The 20,194-nt window shown below is 46.3% G+C and carries 18 protein-coding genes and 1 tRNA gene; 9 read left to right on the top strand and 10 right to left on the bottom strand.

Translation table 11 applies throughout. The features are described from left to right. The first annotated feature begins 251 nt into the window (after positions 1-251). Both hemB and QUA01_RS18690 read left to right on the top strand, forming a co-directional pair. Entirely contained in the window at positions 252-1,235 is a 984-nt protein-coding gene (hemB, locus tag QUA01_RS18695; protein WP_333091797.1) for a porphobilinogen synthase, read from the top strand. Between the two features lie 367 nt (positions 1,236-1,602). Then, complete coding sequence (locus tag QUA01_RS18690) at positions 1,603-2,091, top strand: GNAT family N-acetyltransferase (protein WP_333091799.1); 489 nt, start codon at positions 1,603-1,605, stop codon at positions 2,089-2,091. Between the two features lie 221 nt (positions 2,092-2,312). On the opposite strand, the gene QUA01_RS18685 is transcribed toward QUA01_RS18690, so the two are convergent. The 8 genes from QUA01_RS18685 to QUA01_RS18650 form a co-directional block, all read right to left on the bottom strand. After that, on the bottom strand, positions 2,313-3,248 hold the full coding sequence (locus tag QUA01_RS18685) for a sensor histidine kinase (RefSeq protein WP_333091800.1): 936 nt from the start codon (positions 3,246-3,248) through the stop codon (positions 2,313-2,315). 25 nt (positions 3,249-3,273) lie between these two features. Then, positions 3,274-3,867 (bottom strand): L-threonylcarbamoyladenylate synthase, encoded by a 594-nt coding sequence (locus QUA01_RS18680; RefSeq protein WP_333091802.1) that lies wholly within the window; start codon positions 3,865-3,867, stop codon positions 3,274-3,276. 60 nt (positions 3,868-3,927) lie between these two features. Continuing rightward, complete coding sequence (locus QUA01_RS18675; RefSeq protein WP_333091804.1) at positions 3,928-4,518, bottom strand: YcxB family protein; 591 nt, start codon at positions 4,516-4,518, stop codon at positions 3,928-3,930. A gap of 10 nt (positions 4,519-4,528) precedes the next feature. Beyond that, positions 4,529-5,182 (bottom strand): YcxB family protein, encoded by a 654-nt coding sequence (locus QUA01_RS18670; protein WP_333091805.1) that lies wholly within the window; start codon positions 5,180-5,182, stop codon positions 4,529-4,531. 101 nt (positions 5,183-5,283) lie between these two features. Further along, complete coding sequence (gene prmC, locus QUA01_RS18665) at positions 5,284-6,201, bottom strand: peptide chain release factor N(5)-glutamine methyltransferase (protein WP_333091807.1); 918 nt, start codon at positions 6,199-6,201, stop codon at positions 5,284-5,286. 449 nt (positions 6,202-6,650) lie between these two features. Further along, the gene (locus QUA01_RS18660) at positions 6,651-7,481 is read right to left on the bottom strand and encodes a Tic22 family protein (RefSeq protein WP_333091808.1); all 831 of its coding nucleotides are present in this window, start codon (positions 7,479-7,481) and stop codon (positions 6,651-6,653) included. Between the two features lie 156 nt (positions 7,482-7,637). Beyond that, positions 7,638-7,711 (bottom strand) — tRNA-Pro (locus tag QUA01_RS18655). 390 nt (positions 7,712-8,101) lie between these two features. Beyond that, positions 8,102-8,653, bottom strand: a complete 552-nt coding sequence (locus QUA01_RS18650) for a GNAT family N-acetyltransferase (protein ID WP_333091809.1) — start codon at positions 8,651-8,653, stop codon at positions 8,102-8,104. A gap of 629 nt (positions 8,654-9,282) precedes the next feature. Between QUA01_RS18650 and QUA01_RS18645 the strand changes: the two genes are divergently transcribed. From QUA01_RS18645 to QUA01_RS18615, 7 genes are all read left to right on the top strand, one after another. Next, a complete protein-coding gene (locus tag QUA01_RS18645; RefSeq protein WP_006631881.1) occupies positions 9,283-10,008 on the top strand; it encodes a hypothetical protein in 726 nt (241 codons plus the stop codon). Between the two features lie 87 nt (positions 10,009-10,095). Beyond that, complete coding sequence (locus tag QUA01_RS18640) at positions 10,096-10,962, top strand: alpha/beta fold hydrolase (RefSeq protein WP_333091811.1); 867 nt, start codon at positions 10,096-10,098, stop codon at positions 10,960-10,962. A 331-nt stretch (positions 10,963-11,293) separates the two neighbouring features. Further along, on the top strand, positions 11,294-12,397 hold the full coding sequence (hrcA, locus tag QUA01_RS18635; protein WP_442921562.1) for a heat-inducible transcriptional repressor HrcA: 1,104 nt from the start codon (positions 11,294-11,296) through the stop codon (positions 12,395-12,397). Positions 12,398-13,393: 996 nt separating this feature from the next. Next, positions 13,394-15,001: a methionine--tRNA ligase gene (metG, locus tag QUA01_RS18630; protein WP_333091813.1), complete on the top strand. Its 1,608-nt coding sequence runs from the start codon at positions 13,394-13,396 to the stop codon at positions 14,999-15,001. Positions 15,002-15,092: 91 nt separating this feature from the next. Next, positions 15,093-15,698, top strand: coding sequence for a LabA-like NYN domain-containing protein (locus tag QUA01_RS18625; RefSeq protein ID WP_006631885.1), 606 nt, complete (start codon positions 15,093-15,095; stop codon positions 15,696-15,698). Positions 15,699-15,915: 217 nt separating this feature from the next. Next, complete coding sequence (gene lptC / locus QUA01_RS18620) at positions 15,916-17,115, top strand: LPS export ABC transporter periplasmic protein LptC (protein ID WP_333091814.1); 1,200 nt, start codon at positions 15,916-15,918, stop codon at positions 17,113-17,115. 81 nt (positions 17,116-17,196) lie between these two features. Beyond that, positions 17,197-17,784 carry a Uma2 family endonuclease gene (locus QUA01_RS18615; protein WP_333091816.1) on the top strand — a complete coding sequence of 196 codons (588 nt, stop codon included), beginning with the start codon at positions 17,197-17,199 and terminating at the stop codon, positions 17,782-17,784. Positions 17,785-17,827: 43 nt separating this feature from the next. On the opposite strand, the gene QUA01_RS18610 is transcribed toward QUA01_RS18615, so the two are convergent. Continuing rightward, entirely contained in the window at positions 17,828-18,460 is a 633-nt protein-coding gene (locus tag QUA01_RS18610; RefSeq protein ID WP_333091855.1) for a Uma2 family endonuclease, read from the bottom strand. Between the two features lie 163 nt (positions 18,461-18,623). Further along, positions 18,624-20,045: a signal recognition particle protein gene (gene ffh / locus QUA01_RS18605; protein ID WP_333091818.1), complete on the bottom strand. Its 1,422-nt coding sequence runs from the start codon at positions 20,043-20,045 to the stop codon at positions 18,624-18,626. Between the last annotated feature and the right edge of the window lie 149 nt (positions 20,046-20,194).

The following is a 20,194-nucleotide window of genomic DNA, read 5'->3' as shown; positions in this document are numbered from 1 at the left end:
GGCAACGCGGTTGTAGGGGTGAACGGTGCGAGATATCCGTACTAGCCGAACTCTCCATCGCTAGAACTCTGTCGGGGAACGACAAAGGCTAGAGAGAGTATAGATCACTAAAGTCCTTACTACGAACCACGGACGCGGATTTTACAGAACTTTACGTAGTTTCAGGGCGATCGACAAACAATAAGCTTTAGACTTTTAAAGAAATGCCCCCAGTCCTAGAAACCAGGACTTTATCCACCGTAAAAAATATTATGTTTCCAACCCACCGCCCCCGCCGCCTCCGCAACCATCCCCAACTCCGCCGGATGGTACGCGAAAATATCTTGACAACCAGCGATTTAATTTACCCTCTATTTGCCGTACCGGGGCAAGCTGTTGCCAAAGAAGTTACATCGATGCCCGGAGTTTACCAGCTATCGGTAGACAAAATCGTAGAAGAAGCAAAAGAAGTTTACGACCTCGGCATTCCCGCGATTATTTTATTCGGCATTCCCGCAGACAAAGATACAGATGCGACTGGTGCTTGGCACGACTGCGGCATCGTCCAACAAGCTACCGCAGCAGTGAAAGCCGCCGTACCCGATTTAATTGTCATGGTTGATACTTGTCTGTGCGAATATACCAGTCACGGTCACTGCGGCTATTTGGAAGTCGGAGATTTAAGCGGCCGAGTTTTGAACGATCCCACACTAGAATTGCTCAAAAAAACCGCCGTTGCTCAAGCTAGGGCGGGTGCAGATATTATTGCACCTTCGGGAATGATGGACGGTTTTGTCGGAGCAATTCGTGAAGGATTGGACAGTGCGGGATTTGAAGATATTCCTATCATGTCTTACGCGGCAAAATATGCCTCAGCTTATTATGGCCCGTTCCGGGATGCGGCGGATTCTGCTCCTCAATTTGGCGATCGGCGCACCTACCAAATGGATCCCGGAAACGGCAGCGAAGCTCTCAAAGAAATTGCTCTCGACATTGCCGAAGGCGCGGATATGCTGATGGTTAAACCGGCTTTAGCATACATGGACATCATCTGGCGCGTTAAGGAAGCAACCAACCTACCAGTTGCGGCTTACAACGTTTCTGGAGAATATGCGATGGTGAAAGCCGCCGCCCTTAACGGTTGGATTGATGAAGAAAGAGTAGTGATGGAAACCTTGACAGGATTTAAGCGTGCTGGTGCTGATTTGATCTTGACTTATCACGCCAAAGATGCGGCCCGCTGGCTGCAAAACTGAGCCCTACCTAATGCCCCAATACGTTTGGAGTCGGAATAACGGGCGGTTGAAACCGCCTCAGCGTCAAACCAAACCCATGCTAAGCGGGTTGAAGAAAACGAGGTAAAAATTATGCGCTCATCTTCTTCAGTCCGCAGAGGCAGACTTTGCTTGAGAAGCAGCGGTTTCAACCGCCGTCCGACTTTTTTCACAAGATTTACACAAAATAGTATTAATAATCACCGAAATTAGTTAGACAATATGTATGAATAACAATAGTTTTGTAAATCGGGAATTTAATTGTCGATAGTTCCCCAACAAAATCAACTATACCGGTTAAGGCAGTAAAAGTAACAGAGTTTAGATAAAACTTAAAGGCACATTGAGCATGACATCAACCAGTAGGGATTCCAGTCACATTCAATTTTGCATAGAGCGCGATCGCGCGGACATCGTACAAATCCAAGAACTATTTAAAGCAGCCGCCTTTTGGGCGAGGGAACGCAAGATAGAAGATTGGGAAATTGCGATCGCCAATAGCGAACCAGTGGTAACAGTTTGGGATTCCTCGCGGGCGATCGGCTTTGCTAGAGCCACATCCGACGGCATCTATCGAGCCACCATCTGGGATGTCGCCATTCACCCAGATTACCAAGGTGCAGGACTAGGCCGCAAATTAGTCCAAACCGTCTTGAGTCATCCTCGGATGTGCCGAGTAGAGCGAGTTTACTTGATGACAACCTACAAACAAAGCTTCTACGAGCGCATCGGTTTTCAGCCCAACGCCAGCACCACAATGGTACTTGAAAATCAGCTTTTAGACGAGAATATCGAATTAGAAATTGGCAAGGGCGAATTGCTAATTTCTAATTGTTAAACAAGCACAAAAGTTACACCAAAATCTCTAAATAGTATGGCGTGCAATGCACACCATACTATTTACAAATAATTTACCTCTTCCCTCCCTCCATTAAATCCATTACACAATCCGTTTCCTTCTTCCTGATGACTAATGACTAATGACTAATGACTACTGACTACTGACTACTGACTAATGACTAATGACTAATGACTACTGACTACTGACTACTGACTTCTTCACAAAGTTGCCAAAGGAATAGAACACTGAGTGCGATTAAAATTCGACTCTTCAGACTCAGAAGGCACAGCTAGAACCTCCAACTTTCCATTCATCAAACTTAACAAAGTCTGATTCATCAATAACCTCATGCCAGAAGACACCTTAGAATTATCGCTGTTGTTATTAGCATCCGACACCAAATCGTGTTTTAGCAAATCCCAAGACTCGCTCCAAGCACTAATTGAACGCTGATCGTCCACCCAAATATGAACGCATCCAGATTCCGGCGAACAATGGGCCGAAACAGAAATACTCCCCTCATCCATCTGAGCAATAGCAGTATCTACCAAATTAATTAAAACTTGCCGAAACCTGGGCAAATCTGCCAATACATAAATCCCCGGATCGGGCGGCAATATCTCCAAACGAATGCTGCGATTAGCAGCTTGCAAGTAAGTTAAATCATCAACTTCATCAAACACCTTAGCTAACTGAATCGGCTCAATATCCATCGTGTCAGTGCCGTGTTCAGTTTTAGCAACAGAGATAATTTCATCTATCAATTTCACCAGCTTGAGTGCTGCAACGTGAGCTTGTTCGACAAACTCTCGTTCCTCTGCAGGATCGTCGCACAAATCCGACAGAATTAATTGCAGCGTACCAATCATAGTGCTCAGGGGCGATCGCAACTCGTGAGAAGTTCGAGCCAAAAAGCCCCCCTTAAATAGACTCATCTCCGATGCCATCTGATAAGCCAATTGAGTTTGCTTCAGTTGCTCAGCCAAGGCATCAAACTTCTCTAAGTTAATTTCTTGAGGAGTTGGCGGCATAGGGGACACAGGTTCTGGCTGTTGCGAGCTTTTTTGTCGCCCGCGCCAAATCAAACTGCTTCCCCAACCCAGTCCTAATCCCATACCTAAATATATCAAGTCGCTCCAGCCGATCGGCGCCATATTGCTTTGCCTAGGAGTTTAGCTTTTAGCATTTTAGCTCGATCGCGCCCTGTCGCAAGATTTCCCAATCACCACCAGTCCATTTCGCCACAGTCGAAGGCAAACTCGAAGCTGTTGTTGCTGTTGTTAATTCAGCAGCAACTAATGTCAAGACTTCGGGAAACTGCGCTTCTATTTCTGCCACCGACGACCGAGGCGCTTGGCCGGATAGATTAGCACTGGTAGTAGCCAAAGGGCCTGTCTGCTCTAAAATCTTGAGGGCGAGGCGAAAATTAGGCACTCGTACTCCGATTGTAGTGCGATCGATCGCATTCATCGCCCGTGGCACCAGTGGCGAAGCCGGCAGCACCAAAGTTAGCGCCCCAGGCCAATAGGATTGGGCCACTTGCTGCCACAATGTTAATTCTGCCGGACTCCCCTGCACGTAGGGCCACAAAGCTTGGGGCGATGCTGCCATCAAAATCAGCGGCTTGTCTTGACTGCGCTGTTTAGCTGCAAAAATCAACTCCGCGCGATCGGGCCGCGCCGCCAAAGCGGGTACAGTATCAGTAGGAAAACTGACAATATAATCTCCTGAAATTGCCCCTTGAATCAAGGAGTCGATCGAAACTTGAGTCATCCGATTTTAGAGGGTAGATTTTAGAGGGTAAAATTGCGCCGCCATTTTCTTTAAAAAATTTTAGTGGCTTTTCTCCATATTATTTTCCAACAATTTACGGAAATCGCACAATTGCTCTTCACCGCTGAATGCACGCTTGGGAACTATAATACACTGCATATTTGACACAGGATAGAGAGACGGCATCGGATAAATCATGAATAAACTGCTAGTTTCGACAAAAAGTGTAAAAGCTTCCCATTTAAAAGTTTCTTGCCAAGTAGGAGTATTAACTATCAGCCGTTCTTCTATCACTTCCACAGTCATAGTTTCTCCCTCGTTCGTCGAATTCTTGAGAATTGGCGCCTTTATCTCTACGCCTGTTACGGGCTTCTCTCTATCTATATATTCTCTATATTCTATATCTATGTCTGTTGTGCTTGTTTTTACAAAAATTTTGCACAAAACAGGCATGACCACCAAAGAAATGCCCACCACTAAAAAGCCCTTCTCTTGACAAACTATTCCCAGGACAAGAAAAAACAACCCTGTTAGAAATACCCACTTATGAATGGAGCGCTTTCTCGATTCTTCCGAATTTGAGTATTTTTTTAAATCCACCCCAATAACTTCGTTGCGATCGCTAGAATTAAGTTGAAAGTCTAACTTCATTACTTTCTATCTAACTATTAAGAACTGGAACAATCTTGCTGCATAGAAATTCTCTCAACGCTTGACGCTGCTCTGGTTTAAAGGCACGTTTTGGGAAAAAATGCTGGGAGTCGGAAAAATAGATAATGAACAAATTTTCGGTTTCTGAAAAATGCGAGTAAAATTGCCACTTGAGTTTGAGACTAACTTTAGCAGTTTCCAACTCCAGTCCAGATTCAGTCACTTGGAGAGTAACCAAGTCGTGCCAAATATTAGTTTTCTGTATCCAACTACGGAGGTGAAAGATGCCAAAAAATTCAAATATCCAATAAAGCAGTTGGCCAATTGTCCACATTAAAAACCAAGGAAAAAAATAGGACGCTGGAATTCCAGGTTTGAACCAAAGTCTAATCTGTAAGAAAATTACAGGCCAAAATAAACCCAGATCGCGCGACATGATATTACGCCGCTCTACGAACTTCACCAGAGGGATATAGCAGATGCTAAAACCGATAATGAAATAACCCCATAGGGGATTTAAACCTACCAGAATATAGGCAATTCCTCCCGCCGCAATAACTACAGCCCGAGTCCACAACTCGAATTTCGAGAAAGGCACTAATTTCGTGGAAATTCTACTCGCTTCTAAATATTCTTTGAAAGTAAACTGGTATTGCAGCCTCACCGTGATACCTCTGACTGAGCGCGATCGCAGTTTTTACGCCAACTATATCTCAAAATCCAGCAAGCAGAGTCTAGCAATTCTATCTTTCCTGGGCTTGTTCCCTAAAGACGATAGGCTAGAGCAAACCGATCGATTCCCGCTAAATCAGAAAATATCTGAACTTGACCATAACTCCCGTGACTTTGCAGCATCTGTGCTATTTGCTCAGCTTGTCCCGCCATCATCTCCACCAACCAAACTCCCCCAGATTCTAAATAATCGGGAGCCGTTTCTACCAAATGCCGGATGCAATCTAAGCCATCAAAACCGCCGTCTAAGGCTAGGTGAGGTTCGTGCTTCAAAACTTCCGGTTGCAGAGTCAGCACGGTGCTGCTGGGAATGTAAGGCGGGTTAGACACCATGCCGCTAACTTTGCCCTTCAGAAATTCTAGGGGTTCCCACCACAAACCTTGATAAAAATTAACTCGCGAGCCAAAACCCAAATTTTCAGCATTTTGTCGAGCCACTGCCAAAGCTTCCGAACTGCAATCTACTGCATAAACTGTAGCATTTGTCAACTCCGAAGCTAGACCGATCGCGATCGCCCCGCTACCCGTACCCAAATCCACCCAATGGGATTTTGGATCGATTGAACAACTTTTAACAGCATCCACAGCCAAATCGATCAGCAATTCCGTTTCAGGACGAGGAATTAGCACCGCCGGCGTTACTTTCAGCGAAAAATTCCGCCAATGTGCGACTCCCGTCAAATACTGCACAGGCACCCGTTCCTGCAAGCGCTGCTCCCACAATAGATCGAGTTCAGGTAAAGACAACTTTAATTCAATTTTTGGCAAATCTTTAAACGACTCCAAACGCAGAGCCAATTTATCCAAACCTGCCAGCTCTTGCAGCAGCCAGTCGAGTTCTGAGTTGGGAATGTCACAGGCGATCGCCTCCGTCTTAGCTTGATTCACCCACTGCCACAACTCTAAACCAGAAACAAATATCAGATTTTTTAGTAATTGAGAATTAGTCATTTGTTATTTGTTATTTGTTATTGGTTGTTGGTTATTGGTTGTTGGTTGTTGGTTATTGGTTGTTGGTTATTTGTTGTTGGTTGTTAGTTATTTGCGATTGGCTATTTGTTATTTGTTGTTGGTTATTATGGCGGTTATCAAAAAAGTGAGGATAGCCCTATGCCCTATGCCGTATGCCGCATAGTACCTCATCTTTCGCTTGCAAGGCTATAGTTATTAGTCATTAGTCATTAGTCATTTGGAATTGGTAAATAGTAGGTTGAGTCGAGCAGTCCAACCTACTAACTCAGTCCTGAATGCAAAACCTAATTATGTAGGGTTCGATTCACACCGCACCTTACCACTATTATCAGTAGTGCCTAAAACCACTTCTTGCGTAAATTCTGTCTGTAACTAATGACTACTGACTAATGACTACTGACTAATGACTACTGACCAATGACTAACAGTTAGCGAGTCGGTCGAGCTGGAGCCGGAGAGGCTGGAGCCGGAGAGGCTGGGGCCACCTGTGGATTTTGGCCAGCACCGGCGGGTTGGAGCGATCGCACAAATTCCAGCGACTCCCGCGACGGCACCAAAATCATTTGGGTCAAAAACTGGTCGTTTTCAGTACGCAGAGCTTCCAAAACGCTTTCCAAGTTCACAACCTCAATCTTAATCGAGGTCGTTATGTTGGGTTGCTGCTGCTTAAAACGCTCCACCATTCCCAGCAATTCTTCCTTATTAAAAAATAAAGGAATCACCTCTTGCTGGCCCCGTTGAATCGTCAAATAACCATTTTCCGCGCCCCCTCTGGCCAAAAACAGAGGTACACCGTTGAATTCGTTAACTTGTTGCCCAGTCTGCTGAAGTACAGTTTTAGCCGACTGCACCTGCTGCGGAGCCGGCACAAAAGCAAACTGCACCTGATCCGGCTTGCCTTTATTGGCTTGAGTGATTTGATAAATTTCCCCCAGCGACACCGGCATCACGCGCACCGATGCAGCCAACTGAGGATTTCTGGTTTTGAGCTGATCGACAAAAGCTTGAGCATCTTTCTGGCTGATAAAAATTCCCGCCACCGAAGCATTGCCAGTTTGACCTTGACCTTGTTTGGGTACAGAAGCGATCAGGGGCGCACCTTGAGCATCTGTAATTGTAAATACCGGCACCGATCGCAATTTTTCCAAAATTTGTGGTTCGGGAATTGCCAGTGCAGACATCTTACCCATTGGCTGCGGCCCGAGCAGAGCGCAGCCGACAATTCCCAATATTGCGCCGAAACGAACTAATGATTTCATGTTTTTCCACCAGGAGCAGTTCTGAAACACATTAACGCAAAGACTGACACCTTGACACGATCGGCAAAAACTGCCTCAATCTTTTTACATTTTGACTAAATGTAAAACTCAGAGACTGTTTCTGTTTCAATCTATCTATTATTTAACATTGTGCGATCGGGATGACAGGATTTGAACCTGCGACATCCTGCTCCCAAAGCAGGCGCGCTACCAAGCTGCGCTACATCCCGTTGTGATAGTTAGCTATCCTTTAACTATTAACACACAACACCCTCAGTTTGTCAAGCTTTTTTTTATTTTAGCTTTGGGTGCTGGGCCGAAGTTACCTTCAGTTTTTGCTATGTGACAATAGTTGCACCACTTCAAAGCAGCCATGCTGCGAAACATCTGGAGCGTAAATGACCCCGCCCAAACACGGATACAGTTTCCCGCAGGGTTCTCGCGAACAGGTAAAAATTTGAGACTAAAGTTCCTGCTTTGGTGATTCACCCAGCAGCAAGCAAATCTCCAATACCCGAATCGACTTACCGCAGCGCAGGGGGCGAGGAGGTGTTAGCAGCGTCGATATTGAATGCTGGACTTTGCTCTCAAAAAATCAACGCCGATTTGCACCTGACTGGCTAATCTGGATACCAAAACATACCTTTAATCCCCTCCGGATCGGACATAAAGCCCAAATTTCGGTAAAAATCCACCACTTGAGGGTCAGCAAATAAAGTAATGTTGCTGATATCTTCACTGCGGAGTTTTTTAATGATGTATTGCATCAGCGCTTTGCCCATGCCTTTACCCTGGTAGTCAGGATGAACTACCACATCCCAAAGCGTGGCATTAAAAGCATGGTCTGAAGTCGCTCTGGCGAAACCCACCAGCCGTCGCTGGTTGCCACGCATCTCCCACATAGAGACGACTAGGAAGCTGTGCTGAATAGCTTTTTTGACTTTACGCAGGGGACGGCGAGACCAACCCACTGCATTACAAAGTTCTTCGAGTTCGTAGAGATCGATGTCCCGATCGCAACTGAAAAAGATGCGAGCATTGCCACTGGCGGGTTTGCGAAATGTTGGGGAAAGCGGATCGCCTAACCCGACGGCCACATCTTCCTCAAATTCCGCTGTTTGGGATACAGAGGCAGACTCAGGACTACTAAATAAGTTTTTCCAAAAACCCATGCAGGCGCGGTTGAGGTAGTAGAAGTTGGACTACGTGAAAGAAAACCCGACAGACAAACCCACTCCGAGTGGCGTGGGATAAATTACGGGTAGCCTTTTGAGCAACAGTTTACGGTAAACTCATCTTACGCCGAAAGCAGCGATTTGTCGTCTAACATTGAGTCTGAGCTTTTTTTGATTCTCGTCAAGTTAGGGAGAAATGTTCTGCAAGCCTGTGCTCGAACAATCCGCTCTTAAGGTAAAATTTGTTGCTGGCTCACGACAGAGGCATTTTGGGAATTGCTTCTTTTAAGTGCTGCCGATCGCGCCGGAACTTATACGCTGGCTGGGAAATACGACCCGAAGATCGCAACCGTGACCTTCTGGTAATACATTCTCACACAGATTTTACCCACCCAACAACGGATATCGTGCCACTTACGACCGTCGTGGAGAGATAGAAATTTTAGACAAGAGTTCCAACTCCCAGATTCATCTGTGGAGTAAATCTACAATCTAAAATCTACTGACCTCTGGTTTTAGTTTAGAGGCGATCGCAATTTAAGTCCGATCGTCAAATCGAAAATCCCATTGCCATAAGGCATGGGAGAGCAAATACCTAGTATATCTCCCGCACCTTCCCCTCAATTATGGCTTCGGGTTTAAAACCATCTACCCTAGAACTTCTCAAGCGCTTTAACCGAGCGTTTCCACAGTTTTACGAGCAATTTGTCAGCAGCGAAATCCAACTGCAAAACCTCAAATTAGCTTATCAGCTTTACAAAACTCGGCAAGCAGTCATCGAAATCAGAGCCGAAGGTAATAAAAGTGCCCTGCATTTTGCTTACCGGAACCAATCTTTTCTCCTGAGCGACATTTTTGGAGTATTGGCGGCCTACGGGCTGACCATTCACAGTCTGAGTCTGTACGGTCAAATTTACCCGCCAATGCTGGTATTTATCAAATTGGTAGTATCTCGCGGCGGCAAGGTGCTGGCAGATAAAACAGCAGAAAATGTCTGCAGGGCAGTTCGAGAGGCCTTGGCTGGCCATTTTGAGGTTGAAGAGATGTTGGCTGTGGAATTTAATCTAGACGCGGGTTTGGAGGATGTGGCAACTGAATTTTACGTCGATCCGGTTTTCCACTTGCCAGCTTTGCTGATAGAAGCTGATAATCAGCCTGGACTTTTTTACAAAGTTATGTATGCCATCTGGCAAGAGGATTTGTTGGTGGTAAATGCTAATTTGCTGGTTTGGCGGGGGCGAACTCGCCTGATTCTCTACTTGTTGGGGCCCAATGAAAGTTTAATTCCTGAGTATCTGGGCCAGAAAATCGCTGAGGGGGTCAGACAAAGATTGCTGGGCGAGCGATTTTAGGTGGTTGGCAGCGGGCAGTTGACTGTTGGCAGTTGTAGTTGGCGATCGATCTGTTCTTGAGCGTTGATTTCGGGATAGGATAAATGTATGGCAACCATCGACATCCTAGGGGTTCGGCACGCTTGCGATCTGACGGCTCCGACTGCAACTTCTCCGGTTCTGGTATTTGTCCACGGCTGGCTGTTAAGCCGCCGCTACTGGCAACCTGTGACCGATCGCTTGGCACCAAACTATCAGTGCTTGACCTACGATTTGCGCGGGTTTGGCGATTCTCAACCGGACGGCGACGGCCATCCGGGGCCTTCGGAACCGCTCGATTCCTGCTACACTCCCGCAGCTTACGCTCGCGATTTGGAAATTTTACTCGAAAAACTAGATATTTCTAATGCTTGGTTGGTGGGGCACTCTCTCGGCGGTACGATCGCTCTTTGGGCCGCCAGTCAATTGTCCGATCGCGTTAAAGGTGTCGTCTGCATCAATGCAGGCGGTGGCATCTATCTAAAGGAAGAATTCGAGCGCTTTCGAGCGGTCGGCAAGCAGCTAGTAAAAATGCGTCCCCGCTGGCTGTCTCACTTGCCGCTAGCAGATTTCGTGTTTGCCCGCGATTCTGTGGCAAGATCGATCGGCAGATGTTGGGGAAGGCAGCGCTTGATAGATTTCGTGGCAGCCAATCCTGACGCAGCTTTGCGGGCTTTGTTGGACTCCACCACAGAAGCGGAGATTCACCTCTTGCCGCAAATAGTGTCCCAACTCAAGCAGCCTGTTTATTTTATTGCCGGCAGTAAAGACAAAATTATGGAACCAAAATACGTGCTGCATTTGGCTAGCTTTCACTGGATGTTCCAAGGTTGCGGCGAGAATGTCCTTCAGATTGATAGCGGTCATTTGGCAATGGTGGAACAGCCGGATGCAGTGGCTAGTTACTTGCAAAATATTCTTCACGAACACGCTTAAAGGGCATGGGGCATGGAGCATGGGGCATCGGCAAAACAGGGCATGGGCATCGGCCAAACAGGGCATGGGGCATGGGAGGTTATTGGTAACTAATAACCAATAACCAATAACCCATAACCAATAGCCAATAACCAATAGCCAATAGCCAATAACCAGTAACCAATAACCAATAACCAGTAACCAATAACCAATAACCAGTAACCAATAACTACTGCCTTCTTCCTTAACCTAAAATCTGTTATGTTTAAATAAGTAACTCTGCCCGATCGCCCTCTCGACAGAGATTCTCAATCAATAGTGGCTTTCAACTCTAAATTGTAATTCTACTTAAATATCTGTGCGCGTTAACCTCACCGATCGGCAACAACACATCCTTTGGGCAACGGTTCGCCACTACATAGCTACAGCGGAACCCGTTGGCTCAAAAGCTTTGGTTGACGAATTCAACCTCAGCGTCAGCCCAGCTACAATTCGCAATGCTATGGGGACTCTCGAAAAAGCTGGACTGCTATATCAGCCCCACACTTCGGCCGGACGAATCCCCTCTGACTCCGGCTACAGAATTTATGTAGACCAGTTGATTCAGCCCTCTGATACCCTCGCCCGCAAGGTGGAACAGGTACTAGACCAGCTCAACTGGTCAGACGGCCGCATGGATGCCGCACTCCGCGGCGCTGCTCAAATCCTGGCAACTATCAGCGGCTACATTGCCATGATCACGATACCGCAAACCAATACGGCTTGCTTGCGCCACTTGCAACTGGTGCAGCTAGAGGCGGGAAAGGTGATGCTGATCGTGGTGACTGATGTTTACGAAACTCATTCGGTGTTGGTGCAGTTACCCAAGCACGCAGATGGTAGCTGGCCAGATGAGGCAATTGTCGATCGCCAATTGCAGATTTTGTCAAATTTTTTGAACACCAAGCTGCGGGGGCGATCGATCTCGGAACTCTCAACTGTAGACTGGAGCGAGTTAGATCGAGACTTTGAACTCTACGCAGAATGGATGGAAACCATGCTGGCTGCTTTGAGCAGCCGCCAAAGCAATCCCACCTACACGCGAATTCTGATTGGCGGTTTGGCAGAAGCCCTGCGCTTGCCTGAGTTTTCGCAGTTGCAGCAAGTGCAAACCCTGGTGCAATTGCTCGAACAAGAGCAGGAACTGCTTTGGCCTTTGATTTTTGAATCGCCGGATTTGGAGAAGTCAGGGAAGCGGGTAACGGTGCGTATTGGCTCGGAAAATTCCTTAGAACCAATTCGCGGCTGTACTCTGATTTCTTCGATTTACCGCCGGGGATCGGTGCCGGTGGGTAGTGTTGGGGTTTTGGGGCCGACGCGGATGGTTTACGAAAATGCGATCGCGGTGGTGGAAGCTGCAGCAGATTATTTGTCGGAAGCTATGGGCGGAAATCGAGTTAATTTTCCAGAAGGATAAGCTGTGACGGCATTTGAATTTAATTTTGGGGCGGGCTAAGAGTGCCCGCCCGACTCATGGTTTCGAGAAATAGGGTTTTGAAAGTTAGATCCCACATTCGGCACCCTCAATTGTTGCTCGTTACGAATAAGAGCCTGGTAATGCAGATAGGCAAGGCTCTGCTTCTCTTTACCTCGCGGCTTGTGGAAAGAGAAAAGCGCGGCCGATGTTTAAGTTATTAAATTTTTGTTCCTTAGATCCCACATTCGACACCATCAACTGTTACGTTCGGTTTTTACGGTTTTAGATATAGCATTTAAGCTATAAATTATACTTTAAACCGTATATTTACGCAAACAAATCGGGAATAAGCCCGATCGCTCGCTGAAACAATCGATTATTCTCGGTGATTGTACTGTGAAACAGCCAGGGTAAGGAATATGGGTTAATACCTTGTTAGATGCACGCTAATGCGATCGCCCCAAGTTGAAGTAATTTGGTTTTTTTTGTGCCCTAAAGCCGCTTGCAACATCGAAACAACCGGGGTTGATTGACAAAAAATCTTGGCTTTCAGGTTCTGGTTGGGCCAAGAAACTAAACCACTCGCGCTTCACGAGAGATTTTTATTCTAAAAAACGGGGTTTCTGCCTCCCTGGGTCGATCGGAAACAGTGAGGATTTGCAGGCGATTAAGAGCTCGATAGCTTAGTTTCTCGCTGGGAGATGGCAAGTGGGGCGATCGCACCTTGGCGATCCAAAAATTAAGGAAACTGGACAGACAATGCTAGGGAGGCACAAGTCAGTAAAATTTCCAAATATTAAGACATTTTAGAGAGTTCGTCAAAAACAACTAAAAAAGATTAGTGTTGATATGAAAGCTATATTTCTTTTGGAAATAGCTCTGGTTAGACAAATGCAAATAACTTGCAGTAAATTTAGCTTGATTGCGGCTCCATCAAAGATTTAAACGCTGAGTTAAGATCGAAACTCAATTTAGGGAATTTTCTTTTAGCATTCAATGAAATCGACCGATCAAACTAAGAATACCTTTGCAATTACAACGCCTCTGTACTATGTAAACGATTTACCTCACGTTGGCAGCGCTTACACGACTATGGCCGCAGATGCCCTAGCCAGATTTGAGCGGCTGCGGGGCAAATCGGTCTTGATGATTACCGGGACTGACGAACACGGGCAGAAAATTCAGCGCACCGCCGAAAGTTTGGGACGATCGCCCCAAGCTCACTGCGACTTAGTAGTTCCGGCCTTTGAAACGCTGTGGGAACAACTCTCTATCCAGTACGATCGCTTCATCCGCACAACTTCGCGCCGCCACGAGTACATTGTCAAAGAATTTTTCCAGCGCGTCTGGAACTCCGGCGACATCTACTTGAACCAGCAACAAGGCTGGTACTGCGTCTCCTGCGAAGAATTTAAAGATGAGCGGGATTTGTTACCGGGAAATCGGTGTTCCGTCCACACCAGCAAGGAAGTTGAGTGGCGCGACGAAGAAAACTACTTTTTTCGCCTGTCGCGATATCAAGACCAACTGCTGGCCTTGTACGCAGAACGTCCAGACTTCATCGCGCCGGAAAGTCGGCGCAATGAAGTTCTCAGCTTCGTCAACTCCGGCCTGCAAGACTTTTCGATTTCGAGAGTTAATCTCGCGTGGGGCCTACCAATACCGGTTGATTCGAGTCACACTATTTACGTCTGGTTTGACGCTTTGCTGGGATATGTCACAGCCTTGCTAGATCCGGACAGCGATCCGATGTTAGAGAATGCTTTATCTAAATGGTGGCCGATTGACCTGCACTTGATCGGCAAAGATATTCTCCGGTTTCATGCAGTTTACTGGCCGGCAATGCTAATGTCAGCGGGTTTGTCAGTGCCGGGGCGCGTCTTCGCTCACGGTTTTTTGACCAAAGACGGCAAAAAAATGGGGAAATCGGAGGGCAATACTTTAAACCCAGTTGAATTGGTAAATAAATACGGCGCTGATGCAGTGCGTTACTATTTCCTCAAAGAAATTGAGTTCGGAGAAGACGGCGATTTTAATGAAACTCGGTTTATCAATATATTGAATGCTGAGCTAGCAAACGATTTGGGAAATTTGCTCAACCGCACCTTAAACATGGCTCGCAAATATTGCGGAGGCTTAGTGCCAAATGTATCAGCAGATAACATTTCCGGCGACAACCTTCTCAAGAGTATGAGCCTGGATTTGGGCGATCGAGTCGCGGGTTTTTACGAAGAATTGGCTTTTAGCAAGGCTTGCGAAGCTGTACTTGCATTAGTGAGAGCCGGGAACAAGTTTATTGACGTACAAGCACCTTGGAGTTTGTACAAGCAAGGACAGCTCGAAAGTGTCCAACAAGTGCTATATTCTGTTCTGGAATCTGTTAGACTGGCATCTTACCTTTTATCGCCGATTCTTCCTAATATCAGCACTGCTATCTATCAGCAGCTAGGTTTTTCAATTGACTTTAACGATCGGGTTGCCGTTAACAGTTCAGCGACTTTTGCAGTTCATGCTGCCTGGGGCGCAATGCCTGCCAACCAAACTCTGGGAGAACCCCAACCAGTGTTTAAGCGGCTCGAACTGTTGGAAACATTACCGTCATAGTTCGCAGCCAGCGATCGGGGTGCTATGACAGATTATGAATTAGCACTTTTTTCCTTAACCAATCTTTCATAAAAATTGAGGCATAACAATCATGTTGAATAGAATAGAAAGCAACGACCTTTTTACACCGGAACAGGTTCTCGAAAATCGGGGTCGAGTAGCAATTTTTATTGACGGCTCTAACCTTTTTTACGCGGCTTTGCAGTTGGGAATAGAAATTGATTACACTAAGCTCCTGTGCCGTTTAACTGCGGGTTCGCGGCTGCTGCGCTCTTTTTTCTACACTGGTGTCGATCGCACTAACGAGAAACAGCAAGGGTTTTTGCTGTGGATGCGCCGCAACGGCTACCGAGTGATTTCTAAGGATTTGGTGCAGTTACCAGATGGTTCTAAGAAAGCCAATTTGGATGTAGAAATTGCTGTGGACATGATGGCTTTAGTGGGGTCCTACGACACGGCCGTTTTGGTCAGCGGTGACGGCGATTTGGCCTATGCTGTGGATGCTGTGAGCTATCGCGGTGTGCGGGTGGAAGTCGTCAGTTTGCGATCGATGACCAGTGACAGTTTAATTAATGTAGCCGATCGCTACATCGATTTAGAAATGATTAAGGATGACATCCAAAAAACATCGCGCCCTAACTATGCTTACCGCCCGCTGTCGGGTCTAAGCTTGATGGAAGAACACGACGATAGATAGGGATTTGGCAAGAGGTAGTAGGGAATGGGGAATAGGAAATGGGGGATAGGCATAGGTAATAGGTAAGGGGTGGAATCATTAAAAATAAGAAGTTAAAAATTTAGATAAAGTATAAAACATTTTTAATTTTTGATTTAGTGTTTTTAATTAGCCAACTACCAATTACCAATTACCAATTACCAATTACCAATTACAAATTCCCAATTATCGATTACCAATGATTAATCTCCAATCTCAAAATTTCCATCTCAAATCCCCAAAATTCGTGCTGCTATTTTTAGCAGCATTGATTTTGGGGATTAGTGCTTGTGCTGCTCCCCAAGAAACTCAAAAGAATAAATTAGCGGACGATCTCAAAACCGCTCAGCAGGCAAACAGCAGTTTAACATTGAACAAAGTAACCCTAGAACAAGCAAACGAAAAGGGCGAAACCTTCTGGAAAGTGAACTCAAAAACTGCCGTTTACAGCAAAGACAAAAAGACTGTTGACGTTCAGAAACCAGTGGGAAAATTGTTTCAGGATGGCAAAGAAATATACGACATTCAGGGAGATACCGGGCAGGTATTTCAGGAAGGAAATCAGGTTTTTATCAAAGGTAACATCGTCGCTACTGACCTAAAAAATGGCTTGGTATTGCGGGGAAACGAGCTTGAGTGGCGACCGAAGGAAGATGTTTTAGTTGTTCGCAATAATTTGACCGGAGAGAACAAACAGGTGACAGCTTCAGCGAAGGAAGCGCGGGTTTTCAGTAGGGCGAAGAGGATGGAGTTATTTGGTTCTGTCGTGGCGAATGTGAAAGATCCGGTTTTGCAACTGCGTACCGAGCACTTAGTGTGGTTTGTCGAGCAACAAAAAATAAACAGCGACCAACCGACTCAAATTGATAGATATAAAGATAAAAAAGTAACAGACAGCGGTTTTGCTGACCAGGTAGATGTAGACTTAAAAACCAAGATTGCTACCTTAACGAAAAACGCTCAATTAATGCCATCCGACCCGCCGCTGCAAATAGAAAGTAGTTTGATGAGTTGGAATTTTCCGGCTCAATCTGTGGTATCGCCAGGGCCTGTGAAGGTTTTTCACCGGGTGGAAAAGGTGACGATGACTGGGGATCAGGGGCGGGGAGATTTAGAGAAAAAGATTTTTTATTTAACTGGAAATGTGGTAGGAATTGGGGAAAAACGTCAATCTCAATTAAATACCGATCGCGTAACATGGTATTTAACTAACCAAACTTTTGACGCAGAAGGCAATGTGGTTTACAAGCAACTAAATCCGGTGTTTAATTTAACTGGGCCGAGGGCGGCGGGAGAGCTTAAAAATCAAACTGTGATTGTTAAGGGTGACGGTGGTGGCGGCCAAGTTGTTACGGAGTTTGTGCCGGATGAAAATAAGGGAATTTTGGAAAGTAAATAGAATTGCAACCGCAGATGTCGGCAGACGAACGCAGGTGAACGCAGATATAATGAAGACGGGATTGAGTAAGGAGCGGTTCGGATGACGAAAACTTTAGAAAAGTTAGAAAAGCTCGATGAACCTATCTTAATTGACGGACTGAGCTGGAGAGAGTTTAAAGCTGTTGAACAGTTACTATCACGTCCGGGAATCAGGCTGTCATTTTTAGATGGGGTGTTGGAGATTAGACGTATGCCTGGAAGAAAACATCAAATTGTTAAAGAACGGATTTCAACGCTAGTGAATCTGTATTTGGAATCCACAGGGATTGACTTTACGCCAACTGGCTCGGTGACACTAGAAAGTGAAACTGGAAGGGTGAAGCGAGAAGCGGATTGGTCTTACGAATTGGGCGCTAACCGAGAACGTCCTGATTTGGTGGTGGAAGTGGTGGTGAGTAGCGGTGGGATTAATAAGTTAGAGGCTTACAAACGCCTGGAAATTCCTGAAGTTTGGTTTTGGGAAAATGGCGCACTTGGTATGTATTTGTTGGGGGCTGATGGATATGCAGAGGTCGATCGCTCTGGTGTTCTCCCAGACTTAGATATTGTACTATTGGCGCGGTGTATCAATATGGAAAATCACCTTCAAGCCATGCGCGAATTCAGACAAGCAATTCCAAGTGTTTAGAGAGGCTGCGCGTGAAAAACGACAAATCACAATTAGAAGCTTTTTAACGCCACACGCGCCTCAAATTTAGCACAAATCCGGGCAATATATCTTCACCGGACAACTCGGCTGGATCGATTAATATTTCTACTTCTACCTGCTGTCTATAAATTTCTACCCGCCGATTTTGCGGGTCAATTAACCAACCCAATCTCGCCCCGTTTTCCATGTATTCCCGCATCTTTACTTGGAGAGTCGGGAGACTGTCAGATGCCGATTCCCTACGGGATAGCTTCGCTTCACGCAATTCTACTACAAAGTCTGGACACAGGGGAACGAAGCCTTTTCGCTGTTTTGGTGTCAAGGCTTCGAGGCGTTCTCGACTCACCCAGGAAGCGTCGGGAGAACGGTTAGCACCGTTAGGAAGGATGAATCCTCCCGAAGAGTCAAAACCCCATCCTAAATCCTCGTTGTCATCGCACCAGCGAGCAAGTTGCCCGGTAATGTTGAAATTCCTTTCGCTGGATTCTCCGCCGGTGGGTGGATTCACGATTAATTCTCCTTCTGTGGTTCTTTCTAATCTCAAGTCGGGATTTGCCAATGCTAAAGCCTCGAATTGTTCGCCGGTGACTAATAGGGCGATCGAATTCGGCACTTCTAGAGATATAGTTTGTGGTTCAGTAAATGTTTGTACCATATTCAATTCCAGGGTTTTTTGGGTAAAACTTGGTAACAAAAAACTATTGTGTAGGGTGCGTCGCTGTGATATTTTCAAGCTGACTTGCAGATTGTCAATAGCGACGCACCCTACAGTTTCTACTTCTTCCTTCTTCCTTCTTCCCTCTTCCTTCTTCCTTCGATTACAACTGACCAAAACCTTTTTTAGGCTTGTTCTTTTTCTTTTTCTTCTGACCGCCCATTCCCGGCATTCCCGGCATTCCTCCCATTCCTGGCATTCCCGGCATTCCTCCCATTCCTGCAAAATTGCCTTGACTCATTTGCTGCATCATGGTACGCATTTTTTGGAAGTCGCTGACGAGTTTTGTTACGTCATTTTCGGCGTAGCCTGCGCCTTTGCCGATGCGGCGGCGGCGGGATGGAGAACTTGCTAAAAGTTCGGGATTGCGGCGTTCTTCAATTGTCATTGAATTAATCATGGCTTCGGTGCGTTTTAGCTGCACTTCTCCCTGCCGCATTTGTTCGTCTGAGAGTTTGTTCATCCCCGGAATCATTTTCATGATGCCGCCGAGGGAACCCATATTTTTTAACAGCCTGGTTTGTTTGAGAAAGTCGGTAAAGTCAAACTTTGCCGTGAGCATTTTCTCTTGCATTTTCTCGGCATCGGCGATGTCGAATTCTTCTTGCGCTTTTTCTACTAGCGTCAAGACATCGCCCATGCCAAGTATTCTCGATGCCATGCGATCGGGATAAAATGGTTGCAATGCTTCCACTTTTTCGCCTACGCCGACAAATTTAATCGGCGCGCCGGATATTTGGCGCACGGACAAGGCTGCACCGCCGCGGCTGTCGCCGTCTAATTTGGTGAGGATTGCACCGGTAATCCCGATTTGTTCGTGAAAGGTGCGGGTTAAATTTGCGGCTTCTTGGCCAGTCATGGCATCAACAACTAACAGCGTTTCATGGGGTTGTACTGTTTGTTTGATGCGAACCAATTCTGCCATCATTTCTTGGTCGATTTGCAGGCGGCCTGCTGTATCGATGATGATGGTATCTACGCCTAGTTCTTTGCCGCGTTCGAGCCCTTGGCGGGCGATTTCTACGGGATCGGTATCTTTGCCTAATTCAAATACTGGTACGTCGATTTGTTTGCCGAGGGTCAGCAATTGGTCGATCGCCGCTGGTCGATAAATGTCGGTGGCGACTAGCAGTGCGGTAAGATTTTGCTTGCGGAGGTGCAGGGCTAGTTTGGCGGTAGCTGTGGTTTTCCCGGTTCCTTGCAAACCTGCCATCAGGATCACTGTGGGCCCGGATTCGGCGGTGGCGAGGGGTACATTGGTTTCCCCCATGACGCGGACGAGTTCGTCGTGGACGATTTTGATGAATTGTTGGTCGGGACGGACGCCTGAAACGACTTCTGCCCCTTGTGCTTTGGCCGTTACCTCTCCGACAAAGTTTTTGACGACTTGGAGGTTGACATCGGCTTCCAGGAGGGCGCGGCGGACTTCTTTGATGGCGTCTTGGATGTTGCTCTCGGAGATTTTATTCTGTCCGCGCAGTTTTTTCCAGGTGGATTCGAGTCGATCGGCAAGGGCTTCAAACATAGGGCTTTGTTGGCTAGTCAGTCTTTTTTATTTTAAGGCTAAACGGGGGTTTTTGGATTGATGTTTGCTGAAAGAGTCCCAAACGCACGATCGACTCAAGAAACCGGGTTTTTTATGAAAATATTTCTTATCACCCACAGCATCGTGTA

The organism is Microcoleus sp. S36a_B3 (assembly GCF_036700745.1).
GTDB lineage: Bacteria > Cyanobacteriota > Cyanobacteriia > Cyanobacteriales > Microcoleaceae > Microcoleus.
The sequence above is the reverse complement of the archived record's forward strand: the minus strand, read 5'-3'. Positions and strand labels throughout refer to the sequence as shown.